10 protein-coding genes are annotated in these 15,626 nt (G+C 28.3%); 2 read left to right on the top strand and 8 right to left on the bottom strand.

Annotated features, from left to right (window positions below):
• The 3 genes from ACRDDE_RS01015 to ACRDDE_RS01005 all read right to left on the bottom strand — a co-directional run bounded on the left by ACRDDE_RS01015 (position 1) and on the right by ACRDDE_RS01005 (position 5,229).
• On the bottom strand, positions 1–1,626 hold the full coding sequence (locus tag ACRDDE_RS01015; protein WP_438624929.1) for an ABC transporter substrate-binding protein: 1,626 nt from the start codon (positions 1,624–1,626) through the stop codon (positions 1–3).
• 401 nt (positions 1,627–2,027) lie between these two features.
• The gene (locus ACRDDE_RS01010; RefSeq protein ID WP_438624927.1) at positions 2,028–3,587 is read right to left on the bottom strand and encodes an oligosaccharide flippase family protein; all 1,560 of its coding nucleotides are present in this window, start codon (positions 3,585–3,587) and stop codon (positions 2,028–2,030) included.
• A 73-nt stretch (positions 3,588–3,660) separates the two neighbouring features.
• Positions 3,661–5,229 (bottom strand): ClC family H(+)/Cl(-) exchange transporter, encoded by a 1,569-nt coding sequence (locus ACRDDE_RS01005; protein ID WP_438624926.1) that lies wholly within the window; start codon positions 5,227–5,229, stop codon positions 3,661–3,663.
• Between the two features lie 176 nt (positions 5,230–5,405).
• Between ACRDDE_RS01005 and ACRDDE_RS01000 the strand changes: the two genes are divergently transcribed.
• Positions 5,406–5,954: a metal-dependent hydrolase gene (locus ACRDDE_RS01000; protein WP_438624925.1), complete on the top strand. Its 549-nt coding sequence runs from the start codon at positions 5,406–5,408 to the stop codon at positions 5,952–5,954.
• Positions 5,955–6,024: 70 nt separating this feature from the next.
• On the opposite strand, the gene ACRDDE_RS00995 is transcribed toward ACRDDE_RS01000, so the two are convergent.
• Positions 6,025–7,890, bottom strand: a complete 1,866-nt coding sequence (locus tag ACRDDE_RS00995; RefSeq protein WP_438624923.1) for a PAS domain-containing sensor histidine kinase — start codon at positions 7,888–7,890, stop codon at positions 6,025–6,027.
• Between the two features lie 95 nt (positions 7,891–7,985).
• Entirely contained in the window at positions 7,986–9,131 is a 1,146-nt protein-coding gene (locus tag ACRDDE_RS00990) for a sensor histidine kinase (RefSeq protein ID WP_438624921.1), read from the bottom strand.
• A 321-nt stretch (positions 9,132–9,452) separates the two neighbouring features.
• Here ACRDDE_RS00990 and aspD point away from each other — a divergent pair, with 321 nt between their 5' ends.
• The gene (gene aspD / locus ACRDDE_RS00985; protein ID WP_438624919.1) at positions 9,453–11,075 is read left to right on the top strand and encodes an aspartate 4-decarboxylase; all 1,623 of its coding nucleotides are present in this window, start codon (positions 9,453–9,455) and stop codon (positions 11,073–11,075) included.
• Between the two features lie 64 nt (positions 11,076–11,139).
• On the opposite strand, the gene ACRDDE_RS00980 is transcribed toward aspD, so the two are convergent.
• The 3 genes from ACRDDE_RS00980 to yjeM all read right to left on the bottom strand — a co-directional run bounded on the left by ACRDDE_RS00980 (position 11,140) and on the right by yjeM (position 15,366).
• Positions 11,140–12,609, bottom strand: a complete 1,470-nt coding sequence (locus tag ACRDDE_RS00980) for an alanine/glycine:cation symporter family protein (protein WP_438624917.1) — start codon at positions 12,607–12,609, stop codon at positions 11,140–11,142.
• Between the two features lie 105 nt (positions 12,610–12,714).
• Complete coding sequence (locus ACRDDE_RS00975; RefSeq protein WP_438624915.1) at positions 12,715–13,641, bottom strand: hypothetical protein; 927 nt, start codon at positions 13,639–13,641, stop codon at positions 12,715–12,717.
• Positions 13,642–13,824: 183 nt separating this feature from the next.
• Positions 13,825–15,366: a glutamate/gamma-aminobutyrate family transporter YjeM gene (yjeM, locus tag ACRDDE_RS00970; RefSeq protein WP_438624913.1), complete on the bottom strand. Its 1,542-nt coding sequence runs from the start codon at positions 15,364–15,366 to the stop codon at positions 13,825–13,827.
• Positions 15,367–15,626: the final 260 nt, after the last annotated feature.

Genomic DNA, 15,626 nt, shown 5'->3' with positions numbered 1-15,626 from the left:
TTACTTTTTCCATTTCCATTCTGTTATATTATCAAGAATTCTACCTCCATGTGGTTGAACAACTGGAGTTCCTATTTCTAGATTTTCATCAGCTATGTATAAATGACCTGCATTTACAAGCCATGCATATGTTGAATCTCCTTTAGTTGAAAATCCTGTTTTTCCATCCCATTGAGCTTTTTTCCAATATTCAATAGCTTCATTTTCATTTTCACTTTGTAAAGCTTTACTTATATATTCATCAACTTTTTCATTTTTATAGTATCCAGCATTATTCCAAGGAACTCCAACTCCTATAACTTTACTACTATATAAATAGTTAAGCTCCGATGGATCTCCTGATCCCCATCCAAATAATACAGGTTGAGAGTTTATCTCAGGCTCTATAGTATCCCATGTTTTAGCTTCCAAATCGATTTTTATACCTAATTGTTTTGCAGTTTCAACTACTGATAACCCTAATTCTTGTCTGTATTTTCCGTCTGTATAAAGCAATTTAAACTCAGCTTTAGCACCGTCTTTTTCTAAAATACCATCAGAATTTGAGTCATTCCACCCTCCATCTTTAAGTATTTTCTTAGCTTTTTCTATATCTCCATCACCTTTTAATATTGTTTCCTTATTAAGCCAAGGCATTTTTTCAAGCCCAGTTGTTGATACAGCTCCAAATCCATCTAAAACTCCATCTACTAGCTCTTGTCTATTTATAGCATAATTCAAAGCTTCTCTTATTGATTTATCACTAGTTACATCATTACCAACAGGATGTCCATCTTTATTTTTTTCTCCACTTTTTTGCATAGGAAATTCTATCCCATAAGTTTCTATGCTGTCTAACTCAATTACCTTTTTTCCATCTACTTTATCTTTTGCAAAAGATCCTGGTATAGATGCTATGTCTACTTCTCCCGATTTTACAGCTGCATAAGCTGCATCATCATCTAAAAACACCATAGTTAATTTTTTTATACTAGGCTTTTCTCCATAATAATTTTCATTAGCTTCTGCTATAACTTGTTGCCCTTTATCCCATTGAACAAATTTATATGGACCTGATCCAATTGGATTTTGTGCAAATTTTTCATCATGTGCATGTTTAGGAACTATACCTATGGATGCCATTTTCTCTATAAATGTAGATTGAGGCTCTTTTAATTTAAACTCTATATTATAATCATCAATTGCTTTTACACTGTCTAAAATAGTTAAATCTATATTAGATCCACTTTCTTTTGCCTTTTCATATGTATATACAACATCTTTAGCTGTTAAATTTTCTCCATCGCTAAATTTAACTCCATCTTTTATAGATACATTCCATGTTAACCTGTCATCTGAAACCTTATATCCTGTTGCTAAATCATTTTCCATTCCTAAATTTTTATCTCTTTTAAATAGCGTTGAAAAAAATACCCTAGTCATTGACCCATGCCCACCAGTTGTAGCATCAAAGCCTTCATCTGGTTCATATGCTACTGCAGCAACAAGTTCACTATTTTCTATTCTAGAGTTTGTATTACCTTTATCACTCGATTTTTCTCCTTCTTTTGAACTTGTACATCCTGTAATCGTTGCAACAGTAAGCATCATAGTTAATGCTAAAGATATCGACCTTTTTAATTTCATAAATTATCCCCCTTATTTAAACGTAAAAAAACCACAAAAGTTACATGTCTTGCGACATGATTAACCTTCATGGTTTTAATTTCATTTATATACTATTTTTTTCTACACGTTAATTATATCCATATATTTCTTAATATTCAATAATTTCTCAAAATTTATTTCTATTTAAATATAAAAGAAAATTCGCTTCGCTCATGTCGCTCAAATTTCATGTCGTCAACGTCCACTCGGTAAACTCGTGTCCCGTTACTCAAACGACTCCGTCCGTTGCTCAAAACGTCATTTTTTACTTTTCACCAAAATATTTGTATCACTATGTTACATAAGTTATCAACAATAATTAATTAAGTGTAATTTCCTTAAGCGTAAAAAAAGAGTTTGCAATATGCGAACTCTTTTCTTTATATGTATCTATCACTATATAATTTTATACTATGTACATTTATATCTTTTGCTAGCCTAAAGCTATCTATTACCCAATTAAGATCTTTTATTCTTATGCATCTAGTTATTATAAGCATAGCTATATATATAGCCATAGAAATAAATATTTTATTTATAATATTGTATCCTATAAATGAAGCTAATATAACAGATACACCTATGCATAAAATTGGTTTTATAACCCAATTAAACATTTTAAATTGTAACTTGGTAGTTTTTAAAACATTTATCATATTCAATCCAAAGTTAATAATATTACTTACAAATATAACTAATATAAACCCTTCTATGCCCTTTGTAGGTATTATAAAGTATATTATAAGAATTCTAATAACCATATCAAACAAATTTATTTTTAACAATGCAACTTGCTTGTTTAAAGAATTTAAAATCCCATCCATTATTCTTTCTAAATACATTATAGGTATTACTGGGGCTAAAATTCTAATTATAGGCCCTATATCTTTATTGCTATAAACTGCCATTCCTATATCATTTGCAAATGCAATAAAAACACCTGATGCAAATATTGATATTATAAATGTTATTCTAAATACATTAGAAATTATAAAATTGACCATTTTATTCCTATTTAACGAGTGTGCTTCTGATATTTCAGGTATTATCAAAGTTGCAAAGGAACTTAAAAATACTGCTGGAAAATTTATTATAGGAAGTGCCATACCTTTTATCATCCCAAATATCGATAGAGATGCTGAAATTGAAGTTCCAGACATTCTAAGCGCATTAGGTATCAATATATCTTCTATAGTTCTAAGTCCACTTTGAATATATGAACTTGATGCTATTGGAAATGCTATTTTACTTATGTCACTAATCCTACATTCATTATAATTGCTACAATATACGGTCCTACTTAATGATCTTGTTTTAAGTGCACATAATATGTATGCATATATGCAAGATATTATATCCCCTACAGCCATACCTATACATATAAGCGCACATATGTTTTCTATATTAGCATCTACAAATATAGTAATAGCTGCTACTGAAATTGCCATCATTAATAAGTGTTCTAAAATTTCTGCTGAAACAGACTTAACAACTTCTCTTGCTCCATAAAAGTAACCACTTAAGCAAGAAGAAATACCTATAAACGGTAAACTGTACGCTAATATTTTTAAGGATAGTACAGATCTTGCATCTTTTAAAAATACATTTCCTATGTATTCCGCTCCAAAAAAAAGCACAATAGATGTTACTATACTGAAAAACAAACTGTATATGCATCCTTTATTTACTATAGTTCTTATACCCTTGTTATTTCCTTTTCCTACTTGTTCTGCAACAAGCCTTGTAATTGCTATTCTTATTCCCGCACTCGAAAATGTTACAGCCATAATATATACAGACATTATAAGCTGGTACAATCCCATTCCTTCCGGTCCTATTTTCTTGGATAAATATACCCTGAAAAACATAGATATAAATCCAAATATAATAGTTGAGAATGTCATTATTATTGCATTTATTATAAGCTTTTTTCTTCTCATGCAATCACCTATCATATATCAAATTTGTACCTTGTACATTTTTAATATATATGTGATTACACTCAATAAAATTCTATACTAATTTTATATTAGATGTTAAATCCGTTACATAATCTAGAGCACATGCAGAATTTTCTTCATCTGCCATTATAGTTAAATAATCCCCTCCGAGTAATGTAGTATCACCGCTTGGAATTATTTCTTTACCACCTCTTGTTATAGCTACTATTAAACAATTTTCTGGCCATTTTACATCTTTTATTTTTTTATGTTCTATTTCACAACCTAAATGAATTGCAACCTCCATTAAACTCTTTCTAGATGAATTAGATTCAAATTTGTCGTTTCCGCTCTCTAAGCATCTTTCAAGTAAACTTTCATATATAGGTTCTGATTTAAATAAATCTGAAGTAACATATGCTACTACACATACTATTGCAAGAGATAATAAATGGTCAAAACTTCCTGTCATTTCACATATTAGTATAATTCCTGTTATAGGAGCTTTTACTATAGCTGCAAAATTCCCTGCCATAGCAAGTATTATAAAGTTCAGTATATATATACTAGGAATATCAAACACATTAACTGCTACTATCCCAAATATGTTACCTATCAATGCTCCTAACACTAATAGTGGGAAAAATATCCCTCCTGGAACTCCTGATCCAAATCCTACAAATGTAAGTAAATATTTAACTAATAAAAATAATAATAACATTTTTAATGTCATAGAGCTTTTATCTAAAGACATTATAAGTTCATGTCCTCCACCTAATAAAATTGGTGCAGTTAATCCCACAACACCTGTTATTAAAAACGGGATTATTACTTTTATTTCAGTACTTAATTTTGATTTTTTAAATATTGATTGAGTTTTTAAAATTCCACTATTAAATATAACACCACTTATACCTACTATGATACCTAATATTATTAATAACCAATAATACTTTAAATCTAATACTCTAACGCCTACAAAATTAAGAGATTTACCAATTCCTAAAAATGTTTTTGTAATAAAATCAGACATTAATGCAGATGCCATAACAGAAAGTAGTACTAATGGTGAAAAGTTTTTATGAACTTCCTCTAAAGCAAACATTACGCCTGATATAGGAGCATTAAAAGCTGCTGCTAATCCTGCACTTGCTCCACTAGTTATTAAATATTTTTCTTCAACACTGACTCTTTTAAATATTTTTGCAAATCCCTCACCTATGCTAGCTCCCATTTGAACAGAAGGACCTTCTCTTCCTAAAGATAATCCAGCTCCTAATGCTATAAGTCCACCTACAAATTTATTTATTAAAACACTTAACCAGCTTCCTTTTAATTTCTTCATTAGTATTCCTTCTACTTGAGGTATACCACTACCACTAATTAATGGCACTTTTTTTACCATAAGTCCTACTACGTATCCACTTATGATTAATAATCCAAATAACAAAATAGTATTTATTAAATTTCCTCTACTATTAGAGTAAAACCACATAAATACATTAGTTACTTTTTCTAATAATATTCTATGAAGTACTATCGTCACTCCAACAATCGCACCTATTATAGTACTTTCTAATATAAGTTTAAACTTTAAATTTTCAGTATGCTTTAATAGATTGCATGTTTTTTCTTTCTCCATTTAGCATCCTCCTTTTTTACCATCATTTTTATTATACTACTAATTGTCATATTTTTAAATTGTATACAGTATATTATTTTTAAATAAATTAAATTTTTATATTTGTTCGATTCCATATTCATTTTTTTTGATATATAATAAGGTTTAAATAACCAATTATTAGAAAGGGTATTTTAATGACAAAGGAAACACATTCATCTGGAGGATACTTAATTGCAGCTCTTACGTTTTCTGCTTTTAGTAATGTATATTTAGATAACTTTAATACTTTATATAAATTGATGCTTTTTTTTATTTATTTTCAGTTTGCTAATTTGGGATCTTTGTTACCTGATTTAGATACTAGAAAGTCTTATATGAGTAAAAAATGGCCTCACTTGTCAAAGTTTATTTCAAAGCGAACAAAACATAGAGGATTTACTCATAGTCTTTTATTTTTATTAATTCTATCAGAGTTTCTAAAATTAGTAGTTTTAATAGGTGATAAAAATATTATTTTGATTTGTTCCGCATATGGTATGTTTTTGGGATATGCCTCTCATATATTATTAGACATTTTCACATATGAAGGTGTTGATTTATTTTTCCCTTTAGGTTTTAATTTCAAGCTATCCAGATTAAAAACCAGTTCAAAAGGTGAAAGATATGTTAATAAGGTCTTAAAATTTATTTCTATAAATTTAATATTTTATAACTTATACTACTTACTCAATATGAAAATTTAATATGATATTCTAATAAAAAAAGTCTAAATCAAGTAATTGTTACTACATACTTGATTTAGACTTTTTAATATTAATATATATCAGAAAACTCTATCTGTATTTTTTTGTCTATATCAACAGATTCATTTTGAATAGAATTTTTACTTGAATCTTGTAAAACTATTTGATTTGGAATTTTCACTTCAAACTCTGTTCCAACTCCTACTTCGCTATTTACATTTATAGTTCCATCATGCAATTCAACTAAAGACTTAACTATAGATAATCCAATTCCGCTACCCTCACTTATTTTAGTCAATCTATTATCAACTTGCTTAAATTTCTCAAACACATCATTAATTTTATCGTTAGGTATTCCTACTCCAGTATCTTTAACACTTATATCTATGTGTTCTTGATTACACCTAATACCTACATCTATTTTACCATTTTCCTTATTATATTTTATTGCATTAGATAATAAGTTTAGTATTACTCTCTCCATTTTGTCACTATCAAAAGATACTACTTTCTCTTCTTGATCAGTATCAAATATTAGCTCTATGCTTTGAGACTTACTAAACTCTACAACTGAATCACATATATTTTCTACAAAACTTATTATATCTTGATTTTGAGGATTATAATCTACACACCCTGAATCAATTCTTGTTGAATCAATTAAATTATTAACTAACTTTAAAAGCCGCATACCATTTTGATCTATTATATTTAAATATCTTATTAATATATTAAGATCACCTTTTTCTATCTTTGGGATACTTTGGTCTATTAACTGAACCGATGAGAATATTAGATTTAATGGAGTTCTAAATTCATGAGTTAAATTTGAAAAAAAGTCTAGTCTAAGTTTTTCAAGTTCTCTTTCGGTGGCTTTTTTTTGAGTTAAATCTATTATAATCCCAATTACACCTATTACTTTTTTTCTATAATCCCATAAAGGAACTTTCGTTATTTCTACATATTTGTCTCCTGAACTTCTTTCCATAAAATCTTCATTTACATTTGTAACCTTGTGTTTGATTACTTGGTTATCAGCTTCTCTATATTCGATTATTTTTTCTTCTTTTAAATTTAAATCATAATCTTTTTTACCGATAATTTTTTTTCTATCTAATTCTAGTAATTCTCCAAAAGCTTCATTACAGTACAGATATACACCTTGTACATCTTTATAAAAAATAGGTATAGGTAAATTATCTACAATTATTTCTAGCATTTTGTTTCTATTTTCTATTCCTATTGGAGTTTTTGAATTTACATAATCATAAATTTTAAAACCATATGTACCTATTACATTTTTATCTTCATCAATCATTGGGTGTATAAAAATACTAACCCATTTATTATCTTCAAATATTATTTTTTCAATAGCATCTTCTTTTTTATCTAATATAAGCTTTTCATATTCTTCCATATGTTCAAATCCATTGTGAATTTCAAGCTCTTTATTTTTCTTACCTATTATTTCCCCTTTAGGCATGCCTACTAATTCTTCAAAGTTTCTATTAATCTTTATGTATCTACCATTAATATCTTTTGTCCAAATTATAGCTTTTAAATTATTTTGAATTAGTAAATTGTAATTGCTACTTACATGATAAACCTGAAACCACATATAAAAATTATCATCTTTATCTATATTTAAAGTTACTTTATATATATCTTTTAAATTACATACATACTGATATCTTGTAAATTTATTATTACTTATTTTATCAAATAATTCAATTTCATCTTTTGATATCCCTAATATATCAGATACATCCTGATTTAATATTTCATCCTCACTTTCCATTTTTAGTTTTTTTAGTAATAATTCATTTCCACCCTTAATTATATAGTCCAAGCTTCCATTTTTGTTACTTATACGTTTTCCCCATACATACGGTATAGGACATACTTGTAAAACATCTTCATAACTATGAACGATCAAATTTATCTCCCCTTATTCTGTATACCGAATTTATACTTTAATTATAGCAAATAAATACAAAAATCTCGATTACAATTTGTAATCGAGATTTTTGTTTATGCATAAATATCTGAAAATTCCACTTTTATTTTTTCTATATACGAATTTTGCAGGTTTTTTTCCATTATATTACATTCATATTCTTCTTCTAATTCGGCAGGTATACTTATCTTAAATGTTGTTCCAAATCCAAGCTCACTCTCAACATCTATATATCCTCCATGCATGTCAACTAAGCTTTTCACTAGGTATAAACCTATTCCACTACCTTCTCCGCTTCTTATTGTGTTATTTTCTACTTGTTTAAATCTTTCAAATATAGAATTTAATTTATTTTTAGGTATTCCTATTCCATCATCAGATATTTCTATTTCTAACATTTTATTTGATTCTCTTATATAAATTTCTATTTTTCCTTGTTCTTTTGTAAACTTAATTGAATTAGATAATATATTTAATATTATTCGCTCCATTTTATCTAAGTCGAAAGAAATTATTTTTTCTTCTATATCCGTATCAAATATAACTTCTATATTTTTTTGCTTAGCAAAGTCTACTATAGATTGACAAATGCTTTCTACAAAATATACAATATCATAATTTTGAGGATTATATTCAAAGTATCCAGATGTTATTTTGTTTGAATCAATTAGATTGTTTACTAATTTAAGTAATCTGTAGGTATTTTGAGTTGCCATATTTATGTATTTTGTGATTGACTGATCTTCTTTTTTTTCTATATTTTTTAATTTTAAGTCTAAAACCTGAAGTGAACTAAAAATTATGTTTAATGGCGTTCTAAGTTCATGAGATAGATTAGCAAAAAAATCACCTCTTATTTTATTGTTTATCTCATGTTCTATTTGTTCATTTTTATCAACAAACCAAATTACATAATTATTATCATATAAGTTTGTAGATATTAATTCAAAATTCGAGTTACTATTTTTAATATTAACACTTATTTTTTTTTCATTTATTATATGCTCAAATATATCTATGCTTTTATTTTCATCTAAAATATGAAATTTTTCTTCGCCTACTATTTCAGTTTCATCCGTAGCTAAAATGTTTTTTAGTGTTTCACTTATAGAATTGATTTTTATTACATTTTTTTTATCTGTTGTTTTGCATATTTCTCCAACTATATATGGAGTAGGCGAGGATTTTAATATATCTTCCTCAATACATTTATATTTCATTTTACCCCCCACTTATAAAAACCAAATTAAAAATAATTATATTAAAAATTTCTATTTTTTTCCCATGATTCCCTTTGATATTTTCACTTTTTTTTTAGACATTTTATTTAAACCCAAACAAATTAAAGTAATTTTTGACTTTTGTATTATTAATTTAAGTTTTAATATATTTAAACTTTATTAAATTTTCTTTATTTTTATTTTATACTTTATTTTTCTTAAAAATTATATATAATAATATATATATTAAATGGGTAAACTTTTTAATATTTTGTTACATTATAGATATTAATTGCAGATAAAAAAGGAGTGTGTATATATATGCGCAGATATAACTTTAAAGAAATCAATGATGTTTATGGAAAAATTAGCCCTTTTGAATTTAAAGACAAGTTAATCAAGCTTGCTAAGTTCAGAGCTATGGAAAGCGGAAGGAGAGTTTTAGATGCTGGTCGTGGTAATCCAAACTGGACAGCAGCAACACCTCGTGAAGCATTTTTTACATTTGGGCAGTTTGCAGTTAACGAAACTCGTAGAACTTGGAACGAAGGCGATTTAGCTGGTATGCCAAAAAAAGAAGGAATCGCTACTCGTTTTTATCAATATATTTATGACAATTTAAATATGCCTGGAGCTAGTTTGGCTAAGGATATTGTTGATTATGGAATAGAAGAATTTGACTTTGATCCAGACTCTTGGGTATTTGAATTAGCTGATGCAATAATAGGTGATAACTATCCATCTCCTGATAGAATACTTGTTCATATAGAGCAAATAGTTACTAAATATTTAATAAAAGAAATGAAATATGATACTAAAAAAGGTGGACCTTTAAGTATATTTGCGGTAGAAGGTGCGACAGCTGCTATGTGTTATATATTTGACTCTTTAATGGCTAATGAGTTATTAAGAAAAGGCGATAAAATAGCTATTATGACTCCTATATTTACACCTTATTTAGAAATACCACATTTACCAAGATACAATTTTGATGTAGTTTTCGTAAATGCAGATGAAATAGATGAAAGTAACAATCACACTTGGCAATATTCTAAAAAAGAATTAGAAAAACTTTGTGATAAATCTATAAAAGCCTTATTTTTAGTTAATCCTAACAACCCAGCATCTATAGCATTAGATGAAAATAGCTGTAATAATTTAGTTGATGTAGTTACAAACCATCATCCTAACTTAATGATAATATCTGATGATGTTTATGGAACTTTTGTACCTGGTTTTAAATCTTTAATGGCTAGCTTACCTTATAACACTATAGGAGCTTATTCATTCTCTAAATACTTCGGTGTAACTGGTTGGCGTTTAGGTACTTTAGCTTTACATGAAAATAATGTATTCGAAAAACTTATAAATGAATTACCTGATGATTTAAAAGCATCTGTAAATAAACGTTATAGTGATATGAGTTTAAACCCAGATAAAATATCATTTATGGACAGAATAGTTGCAGATAGTAGAATGGTTGCACTTAACCATACTGCTGGTTTATCAACTCCTCAACAAGTCCAAATGGCATTTTTCTCAGCATTTGCTTTAATAGATAAAGATGATAATTATAAAAGCGTAAATATATCTATATGTAAACGTAGACAAAAGCTTTTCTATGATGCTTTAGGAGTAGAGTTAATAGAAAACAAAAATGATGCTTCTTATTATGTAATATTCGATATAATGAAGTGGGCTACAAATAACTACGGTGAAGATTTTGCTAATTTCATAAAAGATAACTATAAGCCTGCAGACATGTTATTTAAGCTAGCTAACAATTACTCTATAGTTTTACTAAGTGGACATGGATTCTTTGGTCCTGAGTGGTCTGTTAGAGTCTCATTAGCAAACTTAGATGATGAGTCTTATGTATTCATAGGGAATTCAATAAAAGAAGTATTAAGCTTTTATGTATATACATGGAAAAAAAATAAATAACAACAAAAAATAGCTTCTAAAGTTTAGAAGCTATTTTTTGTTGTTATTTATTTTTTGTTGTTATTTATTTTTTATTATTTAATCTTTCTTCCCAGAAAGTTGCATTTTTTATGCCAAGTTTCATTGGGTTAAAGTCAATTTTTTCTCTAGGTATTCCAAGTTTCTTTTGCTCTTCATAATCTTTTAGTGCTACAAGTGCTGGTTTTGCAATTATTAATATAGCTATTATATTTATCCAAGCCATAAGCCCTACACCTATATCACCTAAAGTCCAAGCTAATGTAGATGTTTTAACGCATCCATAATATGTTGATGCTAGTATCACTACTTTTAATATATTTATCAATATCTTTTTAGCTTTCTCATTATTATTTAATATTCTCTTTGCTAAATAAGCTAAGTTAACTTCTGAAATATAATAATATGCCATAAGCGTTGTAAAAGCAAAGAAGAAAAGAGCTATAGCAACAAATGCTGATCCAAATCCAGGTATCAATGTATCTACTGCACTTTGTGTAAAGGCAGGCCCAACTTCAACACCAGGTAAATTCTGAACAATAAATTGATTGCTTGCATTATATACATTATATTTACCTGTCATTAATAACATAAATCCAGTAGCCGAACAAACAAATAATGTATCTACATATACAGAAAACGCTTGAACAAACCCTTGTTTAGCAGGATGAGATACTTCTGCAGCTGCAGCTGCTTGTGGCCCTGTTCCTTGCCCAGCTTCATTAGAGTATACTCCACGTTTTACTCCCCAAGCTATAGTAGAACCTAAAATACCTGCAAATGCCTGCTCTGCTCCAAATGCTGATTTAAATATTAAAGTTATAACATCTGGTAATTTTTCAATATTTACACCTATAATAACCAATGACATTAATATATATGCTAACCCCATAAATGGTACAATAAGTTCCGCAAAAGAGCTGATTCTTTTTATTCCACCAAATATAATTAGTCCAAGCAGTATTATAATTCCTAATCCAGATATAGACTTACTTATTCCAAATGCATTTTCTATTCCCGCTGAAATTGAATTTGATTGTACTCCTGGAAGAAAAATTCCCATAGCAATTAAAGTTGCTACTGCAAATAATATAGCGTACCATTTAACACCCATACCTTTTTCGATATAGTATGCAGGTCCGCCTCTATACTCTCCGTTGTCTTCTTCTTTGTAAATTTGAGCTAGTGTGGATTCAACAAAAGCTGATCCAGCTCCTAAAAATGCAATAGCCCACATCCAAAATAAAGCTCCTGGACCTCCCATAGCTATAGCTGTTGCAACTCCTGCTATATTACCAGTCCCTATCCTTCCTGCCAATGATGTACAAAGCGCTTGGAATGAAGATATACCTTTATCCGATTTTTCACCTTTTGCCAAAAGTAGTACCATCTCATTTAAGTGTCTAACCTGTAAGAATCTTGTTCTTAACGAGAAATATAATCCTGTTCCTAAACATAATGCAATAAGTGCATTACTCCATAAAATGTTGTTGATGGAATTTATTATACTTTCCATAAGCCCTCCTGTATTTTTAGAAATTTTTAATTTCTTAATAGAATATATTCAGACTTATGAATTTGTTTCCATTTTTTCTTTCATTTTATATAGTTTATTAATTAACTATCGTCTCAGGCTGTACCTTATTTGGTATCTACCAATTTTACATTCACCACATTTTAATCGTTCTGTTATTTCACTTTTATTTTTACCAAAAAAATTTGCACAATCATCTAATGATTTAAACATATCTATAACTTCATTTTTTTTATCTACAAGTTCAATTTTTTTCTTTCCACCACGACGAATTATTTTACCATACCTTTTATAATAATCATCATATTCATCATCCATGATTTCAAATTTATAGTGCATATGCACTGGCTCTATTTTTTCGCTACATAGAATTCCTTCCCTTTTTTCTTCATCCATATCAGGGTTCCATAATTCATTATGTAAAAAATTAAATATTTCAACTATGTTTTTATCTCCCATAGATTTTTTACTTACATCTAACTTAAGTTTTTTACTTAAAAAGTTTACAGCTTCTCCAAAGAAATCAGTATATCCATATTCTAAGTTTTCTTTTATATATTGCATTGGAACACCTAATGACTTGCTACACTCTTTATAGCTTTCAAATATGCTTTCATCATTTGTGTAAACATCTATAGCTTTTATTCTTTTTTCTCTTTGTATTTTTATTGATTTTACATATTGTTTTTCTTCTTCTGGAATTTCTACTGTAACATTTTCTTCTTTAGTTATATTTATATTATCTTCACAGTTTATTTGTTTTTTTACAACAACTTGATCCTCTAATTGTATATCCTCAACTTTTTCATTTTTCATTTCAATTACATCTTCAATTATATTATTTTCTAATTCTTTACTATTTAAATTTATATCTCCATCTTCATTTATATCTACATTTTGAGTATCAATCTCAACACTATCTTTATCTTCTACGTTATCTTTAATTTCAACTTCTTCTGTAGATATTTTTTCTTCTTTAGTAACTTTTATAAAATTTAATAATTTCTTGAACAATACTTGTACCTCCTATGTCTTTTGTATCTTTAATTAGCTTTAGTACTATTATAGTATACTAAATATTTGTTTATTTATATATAAAAATATACTCATTTGTCAAAATAAGTATATTTTTATATATAAATAAATACACCTACTAATTTAATAGTAGGTGTATTTCTCTATAATATAGCTAAAATATTAGCTTGCTTTTCTATTATTGTCACTATTCTTTACATGTTTCTTTTCATATCTACTATATAAGAAGAATCCTATAACTCCGAATAGTACTGGTCCAGCTATCATAGTTAATGTTTTGCTTAATCCTGCTGGAGAAGATAATGTTGGTTCTATTATAGTGAATACGTTAGCAAATCCAACTAATATACCTATTATTACAGCGAAAGTTGTTGCCATTCCAACACTCTTATAAACTACGAATGCTTTGTCAACTTTACCTTCTAATTGCTTTTTCTTAAATGCAGGGAATGCACTTGATAAGAATAAGTAAGGTATTGTCATTGCAACGTTAGTCATAAGTACTAGTAAAGCGAAGAACTCACTTGCACTCTTACCACCAAATGATACTAAAAGTATCATAGCTACAACTATTATAGCTTGAACTTTCATAGCATTTATAGGCATTCCATCTTTTATTTCTCCTAATTTACCAGGCCATACTTGCTTTGGTGCTCCTTCTATAAGAGTCTTTAATGGAGAATAAGTTAATGTGAAGAATGCTCCTGATAATGCTAAGAACATTGATAATCCAACGAATCTAGCAACCCAAGCACCCACAGTTAATGCTACTGATTGACTAGCTCCAAATGCCATACCTAATTGGTATCCTAAGTTTTGCATTAATACATAAGCAACGTTAGCCATGTTTACATTTTGTCCTGATAATACTTCACTCCAGTTAGTGAACATACCACAAGCAAATATACCTATTGTATATCCTACAGATATTACTATAGCTGCTAAAGTAAGTCCTTTAGGGAATGTTTTTTCAGCATTTTCAGTTTGGTCAACTAATCCACCTAAAACTTCTAATCCTCCAAATGCAAATATTGCAAATGTTAAGAATGATAATACAGTTAATGGTGTTTGATAAGCTGGGTTTGGAGAAGTTGTAAACGCTTTAACTACGTTTGTTACAGGCTCTTCAAATTGTCCTTTATTCATTATTACGACTAAAACCCCACCTACTAGTAAAACTATATTTAATAATGCAACTGCTGTACCACCTACAGAAGTAACCTTAGTTATCTTCTCTATACCTTTAGTTGATACATAAGTAACTAATATTATCCATAATGCTCCTAGTATTCCTAGTGTTTGAACTGAAGTTAATCCAAATAAAGACCAGCTAGCTGTAGCATCATATCCAAATATTGCGTTTGATAATGGAACCCATAAAGTTGATGCAACGTTTACCATCCATACAATATAAGATGCATACCACATAAATGTTCCTACGAATGCATATTTAGGTCCTACAGATTTTTCCATCCATGAATACATACCACCTGATTCTTTTTTGAATGCAGATCCGTATTCAGCCATCATAAATGCATACGGTATAAAGAATAAAATTGCACTTAATAAATACCAAGGTATTGCTGCGTATCCCATTAGGAAAAACGCTCTCGGCATGTTAGCGAACCCGAATACAGATGTGAATATCATAAGTACTAGGGGCACTAATGTTAATTTTTTAGCATTGTTAGTATTTCCTGCCATTTGTTTTCCTCCTCATGAAGTATAATAATACTGTTTACATCAAAGGTTATTTTGTTAGATTTCTATCTATTTAAATGTTTAACCTTTTCCGCTTTACATATAATATCATAATTCTACAAACTTTCCAATACTTTTTAAGTTTAATTGAATTTTCAGATTTTATTAACTTAATTTAACAAAAAACTACATTTTACCTTATATAAATACCTGTTTTTTCTTTTTAATATTATTTATTATTTCCTCTATATTTTTAAATATTT

Origin of the sequence: Paraclostridium sp. (assembly GCF_051656405.1) — a bacterium.
GTDB lineage: Bacteria > Bacillota > Clostridia > Peptostreptococcales > Peptostreptococcaceae > Paraclostridium.
Note: the sequence above shows the minus strand (reverse complement) of the source record. Positions and strands in the feature narration are given on the sequence as shown.